Source organism: Pseudomonas mosselii (genome assembly GCF_003205295.1).
Classification (GTDB): domain Bacteria; phylum Pseudomonadota; class Gammaproteobacteria; order Pseudomonadales; family Pseudomonadaceae; genus Aquipseudomonas; species Aquipseudomonas mosselii_B.
Window position 1 is genome coordinate 298,560 of record NZ_QJRP01000002.1, and the last position, 15,370, is coordinate 313,929.

The 15,370-nt window shown below is 63.5% G+C and carries 11 protein-coding genes and 1 tRNA gene; 3 read left to right on the forward strand and 9 right to left on the reverse strand.

Annotated elements, in window-relative coordinates; all coding sequences use genetic code 11:
- Positions 1-60: 60 nt before the first annotated feature.
- The 5 genes from DMX06_RS03285 to rpsU form a co-directional block, all read right to left on the reverse strand.
- Positions 61-137, reverse strand: a tRNA-Ile gene (locus DMX06_RS03285).
- A 17-nt stretch (positions 138-154) separates the two neighbouring features.
- Positions 155-3,898, reverse strand: coding sequence for an EAL domain-containing protein (locus tag DMX06_RS03290; protein WP_110734551.1), 3,744 nt, complete (start codon positions 3,896-3,898; stop codon positions 155-157).
- 120 nt (positions 3,899-4,018) lie between these two features.
- Positions 4,019-5,869, reverse strand: coding sequence for an RNA polymerase sigma factor RpoD (gene rpoD / locus DMX06_RS03295; protein WP_110734553.1), 1,851 nt, complete (start codon positions 5,867-5,869; stop codon positions 4,019-4,021).
- Between the two features lie 67 nt (positions 5,870-5,936).
- Positions 5,937-7,925, reverse strand: coding sequence for a DNA primase (dnaG, locus tag DMX06_RS03300; protein WP_110734556.1), 1,989 nt, complete (start codon positions 7,923-7,925; stop codon positions 5,937-5,939).
- A 280-nt stretch (positions 7,926-8,205) separates the two neighbouring features.
- Positions 8,206-8,421: a 30S ribosomal protein S21 gene (gene rpsU, locus DMX06_RS03305; protein WP_003255575.1), complete on the reverse strand. Its 216-nt coding sequence runs from the start codon at positions 8,419-8,421 to the stop codon at positions 8,206-8,208.
- 205 nt (positions 8,422-8,626) lie between these two features.
- Between rpsU and tsaD the strand changes: the two genes are divergently transcribed.
- Complete coding sequence (tsaD, locus tag DMX06_RS03310) at positions 8,627-9,652, forward strand: tRNA (adenosine(37)-N6)-threonylcarbamoyltransferase complex transferase subunit TsaD (RefSeq protein ID WP_110734559.1); 1,026 nt, start codon at positions 8,627-8,629, stop codon at positions 9,650-9,652.
- A gap of 25 nt (positions 9,653-9,677) precedes the next feature.
- Here the strand turns inward: tsaD and plsY are convergent, their stop codons facing one another.
- Complete coding sequence (plsY, locus tag DMX06_RS03315; protein ID WP_050703505.1) at positions 9,678-10,247, reverse strand: glycerol-3-phosphate 1-O-acyltransferase PlsY; 570 nt, start codon at positions 10,245-10,247, stop codon at positions 9,678-9,680.
- A gap of 74 nt (positions 10,248-10,321) precedes the next feature.
- Here plsY and folB point away from each other — a divergent pair, with 74 nt between their 5' ends.
- Together folB and folK are read left to right on the forward strand one after the other, a co-directional pair.
- A complete protein-coding gene (gene folB, locus DMX06_RS03320; protein ID WP_110734561.1) occupies positions 10,322-10,678 on the forward strand; it encodes a dihydroneopterin aldolase in 357 nt (118 codons plus the stop codon).
- Complete coding sequence (gene folK, locus DMX06_RS03325; RefSeq protein ID WP_110734564.1) at positions 10,669-11,178, forward strand: 2-amino-4-hydroxy-6-hydroxymethyldihydropteridine diphosphokinase; 510 nt, start codon at positions 10,669-10,671, stop codon at positions 11,176-11,178. Before folB ends, folK begins: the two co-directional genes overlap by 10 nt.
- Before the next feature lie 105 nt (positions 11,179-11,283).
- Here folK and DMX06_RS03330 read toward each other — a convergent pair whose 3' ends face one another.
- From DMX06_RS03330 to DMX06_RS03340, 3 genes are read right to left on the reverse strand one after another with little or no spacing between them, the layout of a single operon-like run.
- Positions 11,284-12,387: a multifunctional CCA addition/repair protein gene (locus tag DMX06_RS03330; protein WP_110734566.1), complete on the reverse strand. Its 1,104-nt coding sequence runs from the start codon at positions 12,385-12,387 to the stop codon at positions 11,284-11,286.
- A gap of 58 nt (positions 12,388-12,445) precedes the next feature.
- A complete protein-coding gene (locus DMX06_RS03335) occupies positions 12,446-14,014 on the reverse strand; it encodes a SpoVR family protein (RefSeq protein ID WP_110734568.1) in 1,569 nt (522 codons plus the stop codon).
- Positions 14,011-15,282: a YeaH/YhbH family protein gene (locus DMX06_RS03340; protein ID WP_110734571.1), complete on the reverse strand. Its 1,272-nt coding sequence runs from the start codon at positions 15,280-15,282 to the stop codon at positions 14,011-14,013. Before DMX06_RS03340 ends, DMX06_RS03335 begins: the two co-directional genes overlap by 4 nt.
- Between the last annotated feature and the right edge of the window lie 88 nt (positions 15,283-15,370).

Sequence of the window (15,370 nt, forward strand, 5' to 3'; positions counted from 1 at the left end):
ACTGGATCTGAGGTGGTCCCGCCAAAAACACGAAAGCCGCGCAGTGCGCGGCTTTCAGTTTGGTGGGCCCACACGGACTCGAACCGTGGACCAAAGGATTATGAGTCCTCTGCTCTAACCAACTGAGCTATAGGCCCTCAGCAGGTGCGCAGGATTATAACGAGGGTTTCGATAGCGTGCCATCCGAAAGATCCGTTTGTGCTATGCGAAGAAAGGTCGCCGCGAACTCGTTCGGCGGCAGTGGCAGGCTGACGATGTAGCCTTGGATCTGCTCGCAGCCTTCGGCGGCCAGGAAGCGCTGCTGTGCCTGGTTTTCCACCCCTTCGGCAATGATCGTCAGCTGCATGCTGCGGCCCAGGGCGATGATGGCGCGGGCGATGGCGGCGTCGTGGGGGTCGTCGGGCAGGCCGCGGATGAACGACTGGTCGATCTTGAGGATATCCAGCGGCAGGCGCTTGAGGTAGCTGAGTGACGAGTAGCCGGTGCCGAAGTCGTCGATGGCCAGCTGAACACCCAGCAGCTTGAGCTGGTGCAGCACGCTCAGCGCTTCCTCGGCCTGGCTCATGATGAAGTTTTCGGTGATCTCCAGCTGCAGGTCGCCGGCCTTGAGCTGGTAGCTGCGCAGCAGCTGTTCGATGCGCCGGGCCAGATTGGGCTGGCGCAACTGGGCGCCGGCCAGGTTGATCGAGAGCGGGCCGAAGGCGTGGTAGGCCTTCTTCCAGGCGTGCATCTGCCGGCAGGCCTGTTCCAGCACCCAGTCGCCGAGCTGCAGGATGGTGCCGTTCTCCTCGGCCAGGTGGATGAACTGCTCGGGCGGCACTTCGCCGAAAGTGGGGTGGGTCCAGCGGACCAGTGCCTCGGCGCCGACCAGGCTCTGGGTCTTGAGGCTGAACTTGGGCTGGTAGCACAGGCTCAGCTCGTTGCGTTCGATGGCGCGGCGCAGCTCGTGTTCCAGGGCGATGCGTTCGCTGGCCTGGGTGGTGAGCTCGCGGGTGTAGGCCTCGACGCGGTTGCGGCCCTTGGCCTTGGAGCGGTACATCGCGGCATCGGCGTTGCGGATCAGGCTAGCGACATCGCTGCCGTCCTGCGGGTACAGGCTGATGCCGATGCTGGCGCTGGTGAAGAACTCGTGCTCGCCGGCCTGGAATGGCGCGTGGAAACCGGCCAGCAGCTTGTTGGCGATTGCGCTGGCATCGCTGGGCTTGTGCAGGCCGGGCAGGAGAATGATGAACTCGTCGCCGCCCAGGCGGGCCACGGTGTCCACGTCGCGCACCTGCTCCTTGAGGCGCTGGGCGATACCCTTGAGCAGCAGGTCGCCCACCGGGTGGCCGAGGCTGTCGTTGATGTGCTTGAAGCGGTCGAGGTCGAGGAACAGCACCGCGCCCTGGCGGTTGGATATCTGGGCGCAGTTCAGTGCGGCCTGCAGGCGGCTTTCGAACAGGGCGCGGTTGGGCAGGCCGGTGAGCGGGTCGTGGTGGGCCTGGTAGTCAAGCTTGGCCTGGGCGTGCTTGAGGCTGGAGATATCGGCGAACACGGCGACGAAGTGGGTGATCTCGCGCTCGTGGTTGCGCACGGCGCTGATGGTCAGCCAGCCGGGGTACAGCTCGCCGTTCTTGCGCTTGTTGTAGATCTCGCCCTGCCAGTGACCCTCGGCGGTCAGCTGGTGCCACATGGCAACGTAGAAGGCACTGTCGTGCTGGCCGGAGGCGAGCAGGCGCGGGGTCTGGCCGAGGGCTTCGATCTCGCTGTAGCCGGTGATCTCGCTGAAGGCGCGGTTGACCGCGCTGATACGCTGGTCGGTGTCGGTGATCAGCACGCCCTCGGCGGTGTTCTCGAACACCGTGGCGGCCAGTTGCAGTTTCTCCTGCATCAGGTGGCGTTCGGTGATGTCGCGGGCGATGGTCAGCATGCAGTCGACGCCGCCGATCGGCAGCGGCCGGGCGGACAGCTCGCAGAGGCGGATCTGCCCGTCGCTGCGGCGGATATGGCAGCTGAAGTCGCGCACGAAGCCATCGCGCTGGAGTTGATCGACCAGACGCTGGCGCTCGTTGAGGTCGACCCAGATGCCCAGGTCCAGCGAGGTCTGGTCGACCGTGGTACTGATGTCGTAGCCGGTCAGGCGGCAGAAACCTTCGTTGACCTCCAGCAACAGGCCGTCGCTCTGGCGCGACAGCAGCAGGCCGTCGGGGGAGGCGTGGAAGGCCTTGGCGAACTTCTCCTCGGAGGTCTGCAGTTGCTGCTGGGTTTCCTTGAGCTGGCTGATGTCGCGGATCGCCACCACCAGTGCCGGCATGCTGTCCAGTTCGAAGGTTTCGGCCGAGGTCAGGCCGGTGAACAGTTCGCCGTTGTTGCGCCGGAAGGTCATTTCCAGGTTGCGGATGCCGCCGCGGTGCAGGCGTTCGAGCAATGCCGGGCCGGTACCGGCCACGCCCCACAGGCCGAGCTCGGTGGCGGTGCGGCCGATCACTTGCGCAGGATTCAGGCCGATCAGCTCCTCGAACGCTTCGTTGACCTCCAGCAGGCAGCCGTCGCTGTGCCGGGCGATGATCAGGATGTCCGGGCATTGCTGGAACACCGAGGCGAACTTCTGTTCAGACAGGCGCAGGGCATCCTCGGTATGCTTGGTCTCGCTGATGTCGATCATCAGCCCGCGCATCAGCGACTTGTGGCCGTGCTCGATCATGCTGACGATATTGCGCACCCACAGGGTATGGCCGTCGGCGCGGATCACCCGGTAGTCGAGGCTGTGATCGCGTCCGGCCGCCGTTTCACTGTCGCAGTAGGCCTGCGCCCAGAGGGCATCCTCCGGGTGCAGGATGCTGCGCCAGAAGCCGGGCTTGAGCCACTCACCCGTGGGGTAACCGAGCAGGTCCTCGGCGTGGGGCGAGACATAGCTGTAGCTGAAGTCGTTGGCATCGGCCTCCCAGGCCACCGCCGACAGGCTCTCGATCAGGCCACGGTAGTGGTACTCGCTGCTGCGCAGCTCCTGTTCCAGGGCGATGCGCCGGGAAATCTCCGAACTCAGGCGGCGGTTGATGCGAATCACCACCGCCAGGATGGCCATCAGCACCAGCACCGCCGGCAGGCCATAGAGCAGCACATCGTGCCAGAAGGTCCGCTGATCGACGACGTTGCCCACCCAGCGTTGCTGGATATGGCTGACCTCACTGCTGCTCATGTCGGCCATGACCTTGTCGAGGATGCCGACCAGCACCTTTTGCTGGCGGGGCACGGCCATGGCCAGCTGGTAGCGGTAAGGGGTCTCACCGCTGACGTACAGGCCGTCCAGCTTGAGCTGACGCAGGCTCCAGATGCTCGAGGCGAGGTCGCCGACCACCGCGTCCACCTCATCGGTGGCCAGGGCCTGCAGGGTTGAGCTGACGTTGGGCATGGCCACCAGGTTGAGATCCGGGTGGTGGGTGCGCAGCAGTTCGTGGGGCGCGTAGTTCTCAACCACTGCGATCTTCAGGCCGTAAAGGTCCTTGAGGTTGCGCGGTTGCGCGCCGCCGGAATGGGCGAGGATGACGATCGGGAAATCCAGGTAGGGGCGGGTGAAGGCCAGGTAGTTCTGGCGCTCCGGGGTGGACATGATCCCGGGGAGCAGGTCGAGGCGGTTGCTGCGCGCCTGTTCGAGCACTTCGGTCCAGCTGCTGGGCTCGATCGGCTTGAGGGTGATCCCCAGTCGTTCCTGGATCAGGGCGATGTAATCGGCGGCCAATCCCTGGTAGTGACCTTCCTGGTCGCGAAATTCGAACGGCGGCCATGAAGCATCGACGCCCAGGCGCAGCTGCGGGTGGGCGCTGAGCCAGGCTTGTTCCTCGTCGGTCAGGGTCAGGGCGCCGGCCGTTGTGTTCCAGGCGAGCAGGAGCAGCAACAGGAAGGCCGGCATCATGGGCATAGCGGCCTCTCGAACAGGGGGTCTGATTCGAGTGTAGACGGGCATTCCGCCCGCTGGGTAGACCGTGGCAACGACCTTCTGTCACATAAGAAAAACCCCGGCCTGGGCCGGGGTTCGTCTTTACTCGTCGAGGAAGGAGCGCAGATGCTCGCTTCGCGTCGGGTGGCGCAGCTTGCGCAGCGCCTTGGCTTCGATCTGACGGATCCGCTCGCGGGTCACGTCGAACTGCTTGCCGACCTCTTCGAGGGTGTGGTCGGTGTTCATGTCGATGCCGAAACGCATGCGCAGCACCTTGGCTTCGCGTGCGGTCAGGCCCGAGAGCACGTCACGGGTCGCTTCCTTGAGGCTTTCGACCGTGGCCACGTCGATCGGGGACTGCATGGTCGAGTCCTCGATGAAGTCGCCCAGGTGCGAGTCTTCGTCGTCACCGATCGGGGTTTCCATGGAGATCGGCTCTTTGGCGATCTTCAGGACCTTGCGGATCTTGTCCTCAGGCATCTCCATGCGTTCGCCCAGCTCTTCCGGGGTCGGTTCGCGACCCATTTCCTGCAGCATCTGCCGGGAAATACGGTTGAGCTTGTTGATCGTCTCGATCATGTGCACCGGGATACGGATGGTGCGTGCCTGGTCGGCGATCGAACGGGTGATCGCCTGGCGGATCCACCAGGTGGCGTAGGTCGAGAACTTGTAGCCGCGACGGTATTCGAACTTGTCCACCGCCTTCATCAGGCCGATGTTGCCTTCCTGGATCAGATCGAGGAACTGCAGGCCGCGGTTGGTGTACTTCTTGGCGATCGAGATCACCAGGCGCAGGTTCGCCTCGACCATCTCCTTCTTGGCGCGGCGGGCCTTGGCTTCGCCGATGGACATGCGACGGTTGATGTCCTTGATCTCGGCGACGGTCAGGCCGGTCTCGGTCTCGAGGTCGATCAGCTTTTGCTGGCAGGCGACGATGGCGGCGTCTTTCTCACCCAGGGCGGCGGCCCACTTGGTGTTGCGCTTGGCCAGGTCACCAGACCAGGTCTGGTCGGTCTCGTTGCTCGGGAACAGGCGCAGGAAGTCGGCGCGCGGCATGCGGGCATCACGCACGCACAGCTGCATGATGGCGCGTTCCTGCTGGCGCAGACGGTCCAGCGCTCCGCGGACACGCTCGACCAGTGCGTCGAACTGCTTCGGCACCAGCTTGATCGGCATGAACAGGTCGGCCAGCGCCTGCATGGCGCCCAGGCTTTCGGCGTGCGTGCGACCGTGCTTCTTCAGCACCTTGAGGGTGATGACCAGCTGATCGTTGACGGCGCCGAAACGCTGCGCGGCAACGACCGGATCCGGGCCGCTTTCGGCCTCTTCCTCGTCGTCGCTGCTTTCAGCGTTTTCGTCGTCTTCGTCTTCTTCTTCCTTCGCGGCAGCGGCCTTGGCACCTGGAATCGGCACTTCTTCGGTCGGCGCGGCGATGTTGTCGTCAGGGTCGATGTAACCGCTGAGAACGTCGGACAGACGGCCACCTTCGCTGGTGACACGATCGTATTCGCCGAGTATGTAGTCGACAGTGCCCGGGAAGTGAGCGATGGCGCCCATGACTTCACGGATGCCTTCCTCGATGCGCTTGGCGATTTCGATCTCGCCTTCGCGGGTCAGCAGCTCGACGGTACCCATCTCGCGCATGTACATGCGCACCGGGTCGGTCGTGCGGCCGATATCGGTCTCTACTGCCGCCAACGCTGCGGCGGCTTCTTCGGCTGCGGCTTCGTCGGTGTCGGCTTCCGCCAACAACAGGGCATCCGCATCCGGAGCACTCTCGAATACGTTGATCCCCATGTCGTTGATCATGCGGATGATGTCTTCCACCTGTTCAGGATCTGAAATATCCTCAGGCAGGTGGTCGTTGACCTCCGCGTAAGTCAGGTAGCCCTGCTCACGACCGCGGGTGATCAACTCTTTGATACGAGATTGCTGTTGCGCTTTTCCGGACATAACACCCTATCCACTGAAGGTCTTGGCGGGCAAAAAACAAGCCGAGGATTATACCCGAACCTGGACCTCACGCGCCAGATGAGGTCGGGTTTTGTGCTGGAACATTGCGGCTCAGCAGGGCGAGCAGCTGAGATTTTTCCTCTGTGCTCAGTTCGCTTAGACGCGCTTTCCTGAGCAGATGTTCCAGGCTTCGCTCGCGCTGGCGAGCGGACAAACTAGTTATAGTGTCGAAAAACTGTTGTTCAAGGTTATCGGCATCGATCAACCATTCCTTTTCCGCCAGGGCGCGCAGCAGACGGCCCTGCTCGGTGCCGTGCCAGCGTGCGATCAGCTGCATTGAGCTTAGCTTAGGATTCTTCTGCGCGGCCTCGATCAGTGCCACCAGCAGTTGGCTGTACAGCTGCTCTTCGTCGGCGAAGTGGCTGGCGTCCTCGACCTTGCCGGCCAGTAACGGGTGGTGCAGCAGGGTACGCAGGGCCGAGAGCGTTGGCGGTTCGACCGGGGCTGGTACCCGTGGCGGGGCTTCACCGCGCTGGCCATCGCGCTGCCAGGGTTTGCCGCCTTTCTTGTCCCATGGCTTGCCGTCCCACTGCTTCTTGCCGCCGCCCTTGTTCGGTGTCCAGGGGCGTTGCTCCTGCTGCTGCGGGGCATAGTCGGGCTGGTAGTGCATGTCGCCGTGGTCCGGCGTGTAGCTGGCCATGGCGTCGTAGTCGTAACCGGGGTCGTAGTCCGGCACGCTTGGCGCTGGCGCGCTCTGCGCCAGCTGTTCCATCTGCTGTGGGTCGAGGCCGGTGATGTCCTTCAGGCGGTTGCGCATCAACTGGCGCAGGTTGGCGCCTGGGACTTTCTCGATCAGTGGCGCGGCCAGGGTGACCATGTGCGCCTTGCCCTCCAGCGAGCGCGGGTCGGCCTCGTTGCTCAATTGCTCGAAGAAGTAGTCGGCCAAAGGCTGGGCGTGCTGGTTGATGCGGGCCTGGAAGGCGTCGGTGCCTTCGGCGCGCACCAGGCTGTCCGGGTCTTCACCCTCGGGCAGGAACAGGAAGCGTGCGCGGCGGCCATCCTGCAGGCTCGACAGGGTTGCCTCCAGGGCGCGCCAGGCGGCCTTGCGTCCGGCCTGGTCGCCGTCGAAGCAGAACAGCACGCTAGGCACCACGCGGAACAGGCGCTTGAGGTGCTCCTCGCTGGTGGAGGTGCCGAGGGTGGCCACCGCGTTGCGCAGGCCCTGCTGGGCCAGGGCGATGACGTCCATGTAGCCCTCGACCACAATGATCTCGTCGAGGTTGCGGTTGTGTTTGCGTGCCTCGTACAGGCCGTACAGCTCCTGGCCCTTGTGGAACACCGGGGTTTCCGGGGAATTCAGGTACTTGGGCTTGTCGTCGCCCAGTACCCGGCCACCGAAGGCGATGACCCGGCCACGGCTGTCGCGGATCGGGAACATCACCCGGTCGCGGAAGCGGTCGTAGCGCTTGCCGCTCTCGGCGTTCTCGATCAAGAGGCCTGCGTCGATCATCACTTTCTGCTGCAGCGAGTCGGCGCCCAGGTGCTTGAGCAGGTTGTCCCAACCCGGCGGGGCGAAGCCCAGGCCAAAGTCGCGGGCGATCTCGCCGGACAGGCCGCGACCCTTGAGATAGTCCACCGCCGCCTTGCGGGTGGCGTGGCTGCGCAGGGCCTGGCGATAGAACTCGCTGGCCGCTTCCAGCAGCGGGTAAAGCGGTGAATCGGTTGGCTGGCGCGGTTTCTGCCCGCGACGACCTTCCTCGCGGGGCACTTCCATGCCGGCTGCGCGGGCCAGTTCCTCGACTGCCTGGGGGAAGTCCAGGTTGTCGTGGTCCATGATGAAGCCGAGCGCATTGCCGCCGGCGCCGCAGCCGAAGCAATAGTAGAACTGCTTGTCTGGGCTGACGGTGAAGGAGGGGCTCTTTTCCTTGTGGAACGGGCAGCAGGCGGAGAGATTCTTGCCGGTCTTCTTCAGCTGGACGCGCGAACTCACCACATCGACGATGTCGGTGCGGTTGAGAAGGTCATCGATGAAGCTCTGGGGAATCAGCCCGGCCATGGCAGTCTCGTCATCTGGCAGCTGGCAAGTCTAAACGCTTGTGCGCGGGTTTGGCGTGGGGTATCTCGCAGGAAGAGGAGTGTGCTCGTCACCAGCCCATGAAGGGCTCGTCAGAAAGACGTGCACGCCTGGTCGGGGACCAGTTCTGACGCGTTGATGCAGGTTGCCCATGGCTTTTGCCGGGGCACCCAGGGCGCATGGCCAAGGGTTTGAAGCGACCGCTGCCATCAGCCCGGCACGAGGCCGGGCATGGCAGAAGCTTTGCGTAGAACGGCTGTACTTAGTACAGACGAACGGCGCGGCGCTGTTCGCGCTGAACCTTCTTGGCGTGACGCTTTACAGCGGCAGCGGCTTTGCGCTTGCGCTCGGCGGTCGGCTTCTCGTAAAACTCGCGGCTACGAACTTCAGCCAGTACACCGGCTTTTTCGCAGGAGCGCTTGAAACGACGCAGAGCTACGTCGAAGGGTTCGTTCTCTTTAACTTTGACGGCTGGCATCCAGGGCTACCTTAATTCATTACCGGGGTAGACGTGCTCCTGGCAAAACATAAGGTGTGCTGGAGAACGTCGGTTTTCAAGGGTTGCGGATGTTAACCCTTAGCTGGCCGGAATGCAAAGCCTCTGATCGAAAACCGCTGGTCGGCACCGGACACGGGGACTATCATGCGCGCCTTCGAATTCAGCCTCAACAAGGCACGGACCCATGCTAGTACTGGGATTGGAAACATCCTGCGACGAAACTGGCGTCGCATTATACGACAGTGAGCGCGGCCTGCTGGCCGACGCGCTGTTCAGCCAGATCGACCTGCACCGCGTCTATGGCGGCGTGGTGCCCGAACTCGCCTCGCGTGACCACGTCAAGCGCATGCTGCCGTTGATCCGCCAGGTGCTGCAGGAAGCCGACTGCGTCGCCACCGAGATCGACGCCATCGCCTACACCGCGGGTCCTGGCCTGGTCGGCGCGTTGCTGGTGGGCGCCTCCTGCGCCCAGGCGCTGGCCTTCGCCTGGGATATTCCGGCGATCGGCGTGCACCATATGGAAGGCCACCTGCTGGCGCCGATGCTCGAGGAGCAGCCGCCGGAGTTTCCGTTCGTCGCCTTGTTGGTGTCTGGCGGCCACACCCAGCTGGTACGGGTCGATGGCATCGGCCAATACGAGCTGCTGGGCGAGAGCCTGGACGACGCCGCTGGCGAAGCCTTCGACAAGACAGCCAAGCTGATCGGCCTCAATTATCCGGGCGGCCCGGAAATCGCCCGTCTGGCCGAGCAAGGCACGCCTGGGCGTTTCGTGTTCCCGCGACCGATGTGCGATCGGCCTGGTCTGCAGTTCAGCTTCAGCGGCCTCAAGACCTTCGCCCTGAACACCTGGCAGCAATGCCGCGACGCCGGGGACGACAACGAGCAAACCCGTTGCGACGTGTCGCTGGCGTTCCAGCAGGCGGTGGTGGAGACTCTGACCATCAAGTGCAAGCGCGCCCTCAAGCAGACTGGCCTCAAGCGTCTGGTCATCGCCGGTGGCGTGAGCGCCAACAAGGCCTTGCGCATTTCGCTGGAAGAGATGCTGGCCAGCATCAAGGGCAACGTCTATTACGCTCGTCCACGGTTCTGCACCGACAATGGCGCGATGATCGCCTATGCCGGTTGCCAGCGCCTGTTGGCCGGGCAGCAGCAGGACCTGGCCATCAGCGTGCAGGCGCGCTGGCCGATGGAGCAGTTGCCGGCGGTGTGAACCGTGCCGGACTCATGCGCACGTCTCAGAAATGGCGTTCGCGCCCGGCGAACAGGTCGCGCAGGTTGTTGCGATGACGCCAGACGATCAGGATCGTCAACACTGTCATCGGCAGCAACGCTTCGGGTTCGCGCCAGGCCAGCAGCGGCAGCGTCAACGGCGTGGCGATCAAGGCCGCCAGCGAGCTGGTGCGGGTGAGGTAGAAGGTCAGCAGCCAGGCGCCGATGGCCAGCAGCGCTGCGGGGAAGTACAGCGCCATCAGCATGCCGGCGGCAGTGGCCACGCCCTTGCCGCCCTGGAAGCGGAAGTAAACCGGGAACAGATGGCCAAGGACTGCGCAGATGCCGACCCAGGCCTGTTCCTGCTGGTCGAGCCCGGCCAGGCGGGCCAGCAGTACTGGCAACATGCCCTTGCACAGGTCGCCGAGCAGCGTCAGGATCGCCAGTTTGCGGCCGGCCAGGCGTAGCATGTTGGTCGCGCCGGCATTGCCCGAGCCGCTGGAGCGCGGGTCGGGGCTGCCGCTGAGGCGGCTCAGGACGATGGCGAAGGACAGAGAGCCGAGCAGGTAGGCAAGCAGCGCCAGTGACCAAAACATGCTAACTATTCCGGGCGAGGACGCCCTGATTCTAACGGCGCTCGTCGCCCTTGTCGTGCTGTGGAGAGAAGTGCTTGGACAGAGTGTTCATCGAAGGCCTGGAAGTCGATACCGTCATCGGTGCCTATGACTGGGAGCGTGATATTCGCCAGTGCCTGCGCCTGGACCTGAGCTTCGCCTGGGACAACCGCCCGGCGGCCGCCGGTGACGACCTGTCGCTGGCGCTGGACTACGCCAGTGTCTCGGCGCGGGTCCAGGCCTTCGCCGAGCAGGCGCGCTTCGAGCTGGTGGAGACGTTCGCCGAGCGTCTGGTGGCGGTGCTGATGGACGAGTTCAAGATCCCGTGGGTGCGCCTGAAGCTGACCAAGCCGGGTGCGGTGCCTGCGGCCCGTGGCGGTGTAGGCGTGGAGATCGAGCGCGGATGTCTCTGAGTACGGTATATCTCGGGCTGGGCAGCAACATCGAGCGCGAGCGGCACTTGTGTGCGGGGCTCGATGCGTTGGCAGGCATGCTCAGTGACATGCACTGCTCCGCAGTGTTCGAGAGCCAGGCCGTGGGAATCAAAAGCGGCCCGTTCTACAACCTGGTGGTGCGCGGATGCACCGACCTGCCACTGCTGGAACTCGACCGCCGGCTCAAGTTCATCGAGGCCGAAAATGGCCGCTACGCCCCGGATCGTAAAGGGCTGCCGCTGGATATCGATGTGCTGATGTTCGATGACCTGTGTGGCACGTTCAATGGTCTGGTGCTGCCGCGGGCGGAGATCGTGAAGAACGCCTTTGTGCTGTGGCCGTTGTCGTTGCTGGCACCGGAACTGGGGCATCCGGGCGAGGGCAAGTCCATGGGGCAGCTGTGGCGGGAGGCGAGCATTGAACAGGTGCTGGCGCCGGTGCCGTTCGAATGGCGGGGTTTGCAGCTGACCGTGATCTGATCCGGGATATCCTTCGTTGCTGATGGCCCATTCGCGGGCAAGCCCGCTCCCACAGGGTCATGCGCAACTGTGGGGAGCGGGCTTGCCCGCGAATGGGCCTGGCGATCATTGATTCCTATAAGCCATCAGTGCTTTCAAGCGTTCGGTCTTGAGCGCTTCGCCCAGCGCCTGGCCACTCAATCCACTTTCCATCAACGGCTTCACGTCCACCGCCCTGGCTGTGGTTGCCGCGCCTCGCAGATATTCTGCCTGTGGATAATCCTGGTTCTCCAGCAAGGCGTCCATCCTGCATGCTTCGATGAAATCCTCGAAGCGTTGCGGTCGTCGATACACATCGAACTTCTGCAGCATTTCCAGCAGGCTCACCGGCTCCAGTGCCAGAGCTTGATCGGCCTCTTCGGCGAACTCCCCCACCAGCACCGCCAGTTCCTGGCATTCGCGTGGGACCTTGAAGCGCTGGTTGAGTGTCTTGATCGCCGTTGGCTCCAATCCGCGCAGCAGGCATGCCCAACGCACCGGCAGTGATTGCTGATGCTTGGCCGCCTGGTGCAGCGCAGCCAGTGTATCGGTGCCGTGCTCCAGCTCTGGCATCAGCTCTTTCAGTGCGCCGCAACTGCGCAGCACCTCGACGAACACCTGTGGCTCGCTTTCCATCAATGCCCGTTCGATCTCCTTCCAGCTGCGCTCGGCTGTCAGCGCCTGCAGCTCGCCCGACTCGGCGATCTGGCGCATCAGTTTCAGGGTGTCGTCGGCGACGTGGAAACCCAAGGGCGCGTAGCGGGCCGCAAAGCGCGCAACGCGCAGAACCCGCAAGGGATCTTCGGCGAACGCCGGGGAAACATGGCGCAGGATCCGCTGTTCGAGATCGGCCTTGCCGTGGTAGGGGTCGTACAGCTGGCCGTGTTCGTCCTCGGCCATCGCGTTGATGGTCAGGTCGCGTCGAATCAGGTCTTCTTCGAGGGTGACTTCGGGGCTTGCGTGAAAGGTGAAGCCACCGTAACCGCGGCCGCTCTTGCGCTCGGTGCGGGCCAGGGCATATTCCTCACCTGTTTTGGGGTGAAGAAAAACCGGAAAATCTGCGCCCACCGGGCGGTAGCCTTGGGCTTGCATCTGTTCGACGGTAGCGCCAACCACCAGCCAGTCGACGTCGCTGACCGGGCGGCCGAGCAGGCGGTCACGCACGGCGCCGCCAACCTTGTAGATCTGCATGTGAAACCTCCATTTCTGCCGACAGGATACCTTGCCGGCAGAAATGGTGCGGCCCGGGCTAGAGGTGGTGTACCACCGCCAGGTCCATGCGCCCGTAGTCGCCGGCCTCGCTGTGCTCGCTGCGCGGCGGCATGTGGTGGGTCTTCATCACCTGGTCGCCCTGCACGGTCTCCAGGTGGATGTCGAAGCCCCACAGGCGGTGCAGGTGCTTGAGCACCTCGTCGGTGGAGTCGCCCAGGGGTTTGCGGTTGTGCTGCTGGTGACGCAGGGTCAGCGAACGGTCGCCACGTCGGTCGATGCTCCAGATCTGCACGTTGGGCTCGCGGTTGCCCAGGTTGTACTGCGCGGCCAACTGCTCGCGGATGGTGCGGTAGCCGTCCTCGTCATGAATCGCCGGGACCAGCAGGTCGTCGCGCTGGTCGTCGTCGAGGATGCTGAACAACTTGAGGTCACGCATCACCTTGGGTGACAGGTACTGCAGGATGAAGCTTTCATCCTTGAAGCTGCTCATGGCGAACTTGATCGTCGACAGCCAGTCGCTGCCGGCGATATCCGGGAACCAGCGGCGATCTTCCTCGGTGGGGTGCTCGCACATGCGACGGATGTCGGTGTACATGGCAAAGCCCAAGGCATAGGGATTGATGCCGCTGTAGTACGGGCTGTCGAAGCCTGGCTGGAACACCACGCTGGTGTGCGACTGCAAAAACTCCATCATGAAGCCTTCGGTGATCAGCCCTTCGTCGTACAGGTCGTTCATCAGGGTGTAGTGCCAGAAGGTCGCCCAGCCTTCGTTCATCACCTGGGTCTGGCGCTGCGGGTAGAAATACTGGGCGATCTTGCGCACGATGCGCACCACTTCGCGCTGCCAGGGCTCCAGCAGCGGAGCGTGTTTCTCGATGAAGTAGAGGATGTTCTCCTGGGGTTCGGCCGGGAAGCGCGCGTCGTCTTTCTCGCCACCCTTTTCGGCACCCTTGGGGATGGTGCGCCAGAGGTCGTTGATCTGCCGCTGCAGGTGTTCCTCACGCTCCTTCTGCCGGCGCCGCTCTTCCTCGGCAGAGATGGGGTAGGGGCGCTTGTAGCGGTCCACCCCATAGTTCATCAGGGCGTGGCAGGAGTCGATCAGGTCCTCGACGGCATCGATGCCGTGGCGCTCCTCGCATTGGGCGATGTACTGCTTGGCGAACACCAGGTAGTCGATGATCGAGCTGGCGTCGGTCCAGGTGCGGAACAGGTAGTTGCCCTTGAAGAAACTGTTGTGGCCGTAGCAGGCGTGGGCGATCACCAGTGCCTGCATGCACATGGTGTTCTCTTCCATCAGGTAGGCGATGCACGGATCGGAGTTGATCACGATCTCGTAGGCCAGGCCCATCTGGCCACGGCTGTAGGACTTCTCGGTGCTGAGGAACTGTTTGCCGTAGGACCAGTGGTGATAGCCCAGCGGCATGCCAACCGAGGCGTAGGCGTCCATCATCTGCTCGGCGGTGATCACTTCAATCTGGTTGGGGTAGGTGTCCAGGGCATAGCGGGCGGCCAGGCGACTGATCTCGCGGTCGTAGGTCTGGATCAGCTCGAACGTCCATTCGGAACCGGTGGAAATGGGCTGGCGTCTCTGTTCTCTGGCGGTCATGTGGCTAACCTGCGCTGGAAGAGTTCACGGAAGACCGGGTAGATGTCGCCGGCCGATACCAACTGCTGCTGGGCAAAGGTGTCGGGGAACGCCTCGCCGATGCGCTCGTACTCGTACCACAGCGCCTGGTGTTCGCGTGGGGTGATCTCGACGTAGGTGTAGTACTGCACGTGCTGCATGATCTGGTTGGCGAGGATGTCGCGGCAGATCGGCGAGTCGTCGTTCCAGTTGTCGCCGTCCGAGGCCTGGGCGGCGTAGATGTTCCAATCGCTGGCCGGATAGCGCTCGGCCATGATCTCCTGCATCAGCTTGAGCGCGCTGGAGACGATGGTGCCGCCGGTCTCGCGGGAGTAGAAGAACTCTTCCTCGTCCACTTCGCGGGCGCTGGTGTGGTGGCGGATGAACACCACTTCGATGCGGTCATAGTTCCGCTTGAGGAACAGGTACAGCAGGATGAAGAAGCGCTTGGCGATGTCCTTGGTGGCTTGGGTCATGGAGCCGGACACGTCCATCAGGCAGAACATCACCGCCTTGGAGCTGGGGTTGGGCTGCTTGACCAGCAGGTTGTACTTCAGGTCGAAGGTGTCGAGGAATGGCAGGCGGTTGATGCGCGCCTTGAGGCGTTCGATCTCGGCCTCGGTGTCCTGGATGTCGGTGAAGTTGTCCGGCTCCTCGACCTTGAGCCGGTCCAGTTCCTTCTGCGCCTCGCGCAGCAAGGCGCGGCTGCTGCCGGTCAGGGCGATGCGTCGGGCGTGGGCCGAGCGCAGGGTGCGCACGATATTGATTCGCGACGGGTTGCCCTCGTTGGCAATGCCTGCGCGCACGGTCTTGAAGGTGTCGGCCCCGGTCAGGTGACGCTTGACCAGGTTGGGCAGCTCCAGGTCCTCGAACATGAATTCGAGGAATTCTTCCTGGGTGATCTGGAACACGAAGTCGTCCATGCCCTCGCCGGAGTTGCCGGCCTTGCCGCGGCCACCGCCACCGCCGCCACCTTGTGGCCGGGCGATGTGTTCGCCGGCGGTGAATTCCTTGTTGCCGGGGTGGACGATGGTCTGCTTGCCGCCGCGACCGTGGTGCAGCACAGGTTCGTCGATGTCGCGACCCGGGATGCTGATCTGTTCGCCATGCTCCATGTCCATGATGGAACGGCGGCTCACGGCCTCTTCGACGGCCTTCTTGATGTGCTCACGGTAACGGCGCAAAAAGCGCTGGCGATTGACCGTACTCTTGTTCTTGCCGTTCAGGCGTCGGTCGATTACGTAGCTCATGGTCCCTCCGGTAGCTGGGAACAGCTGCATGCTTCAAGCTACGAGCTGCGCGTAAAAGCAGCCGCCGCCGTCCGGGGTGGCAAGGCCA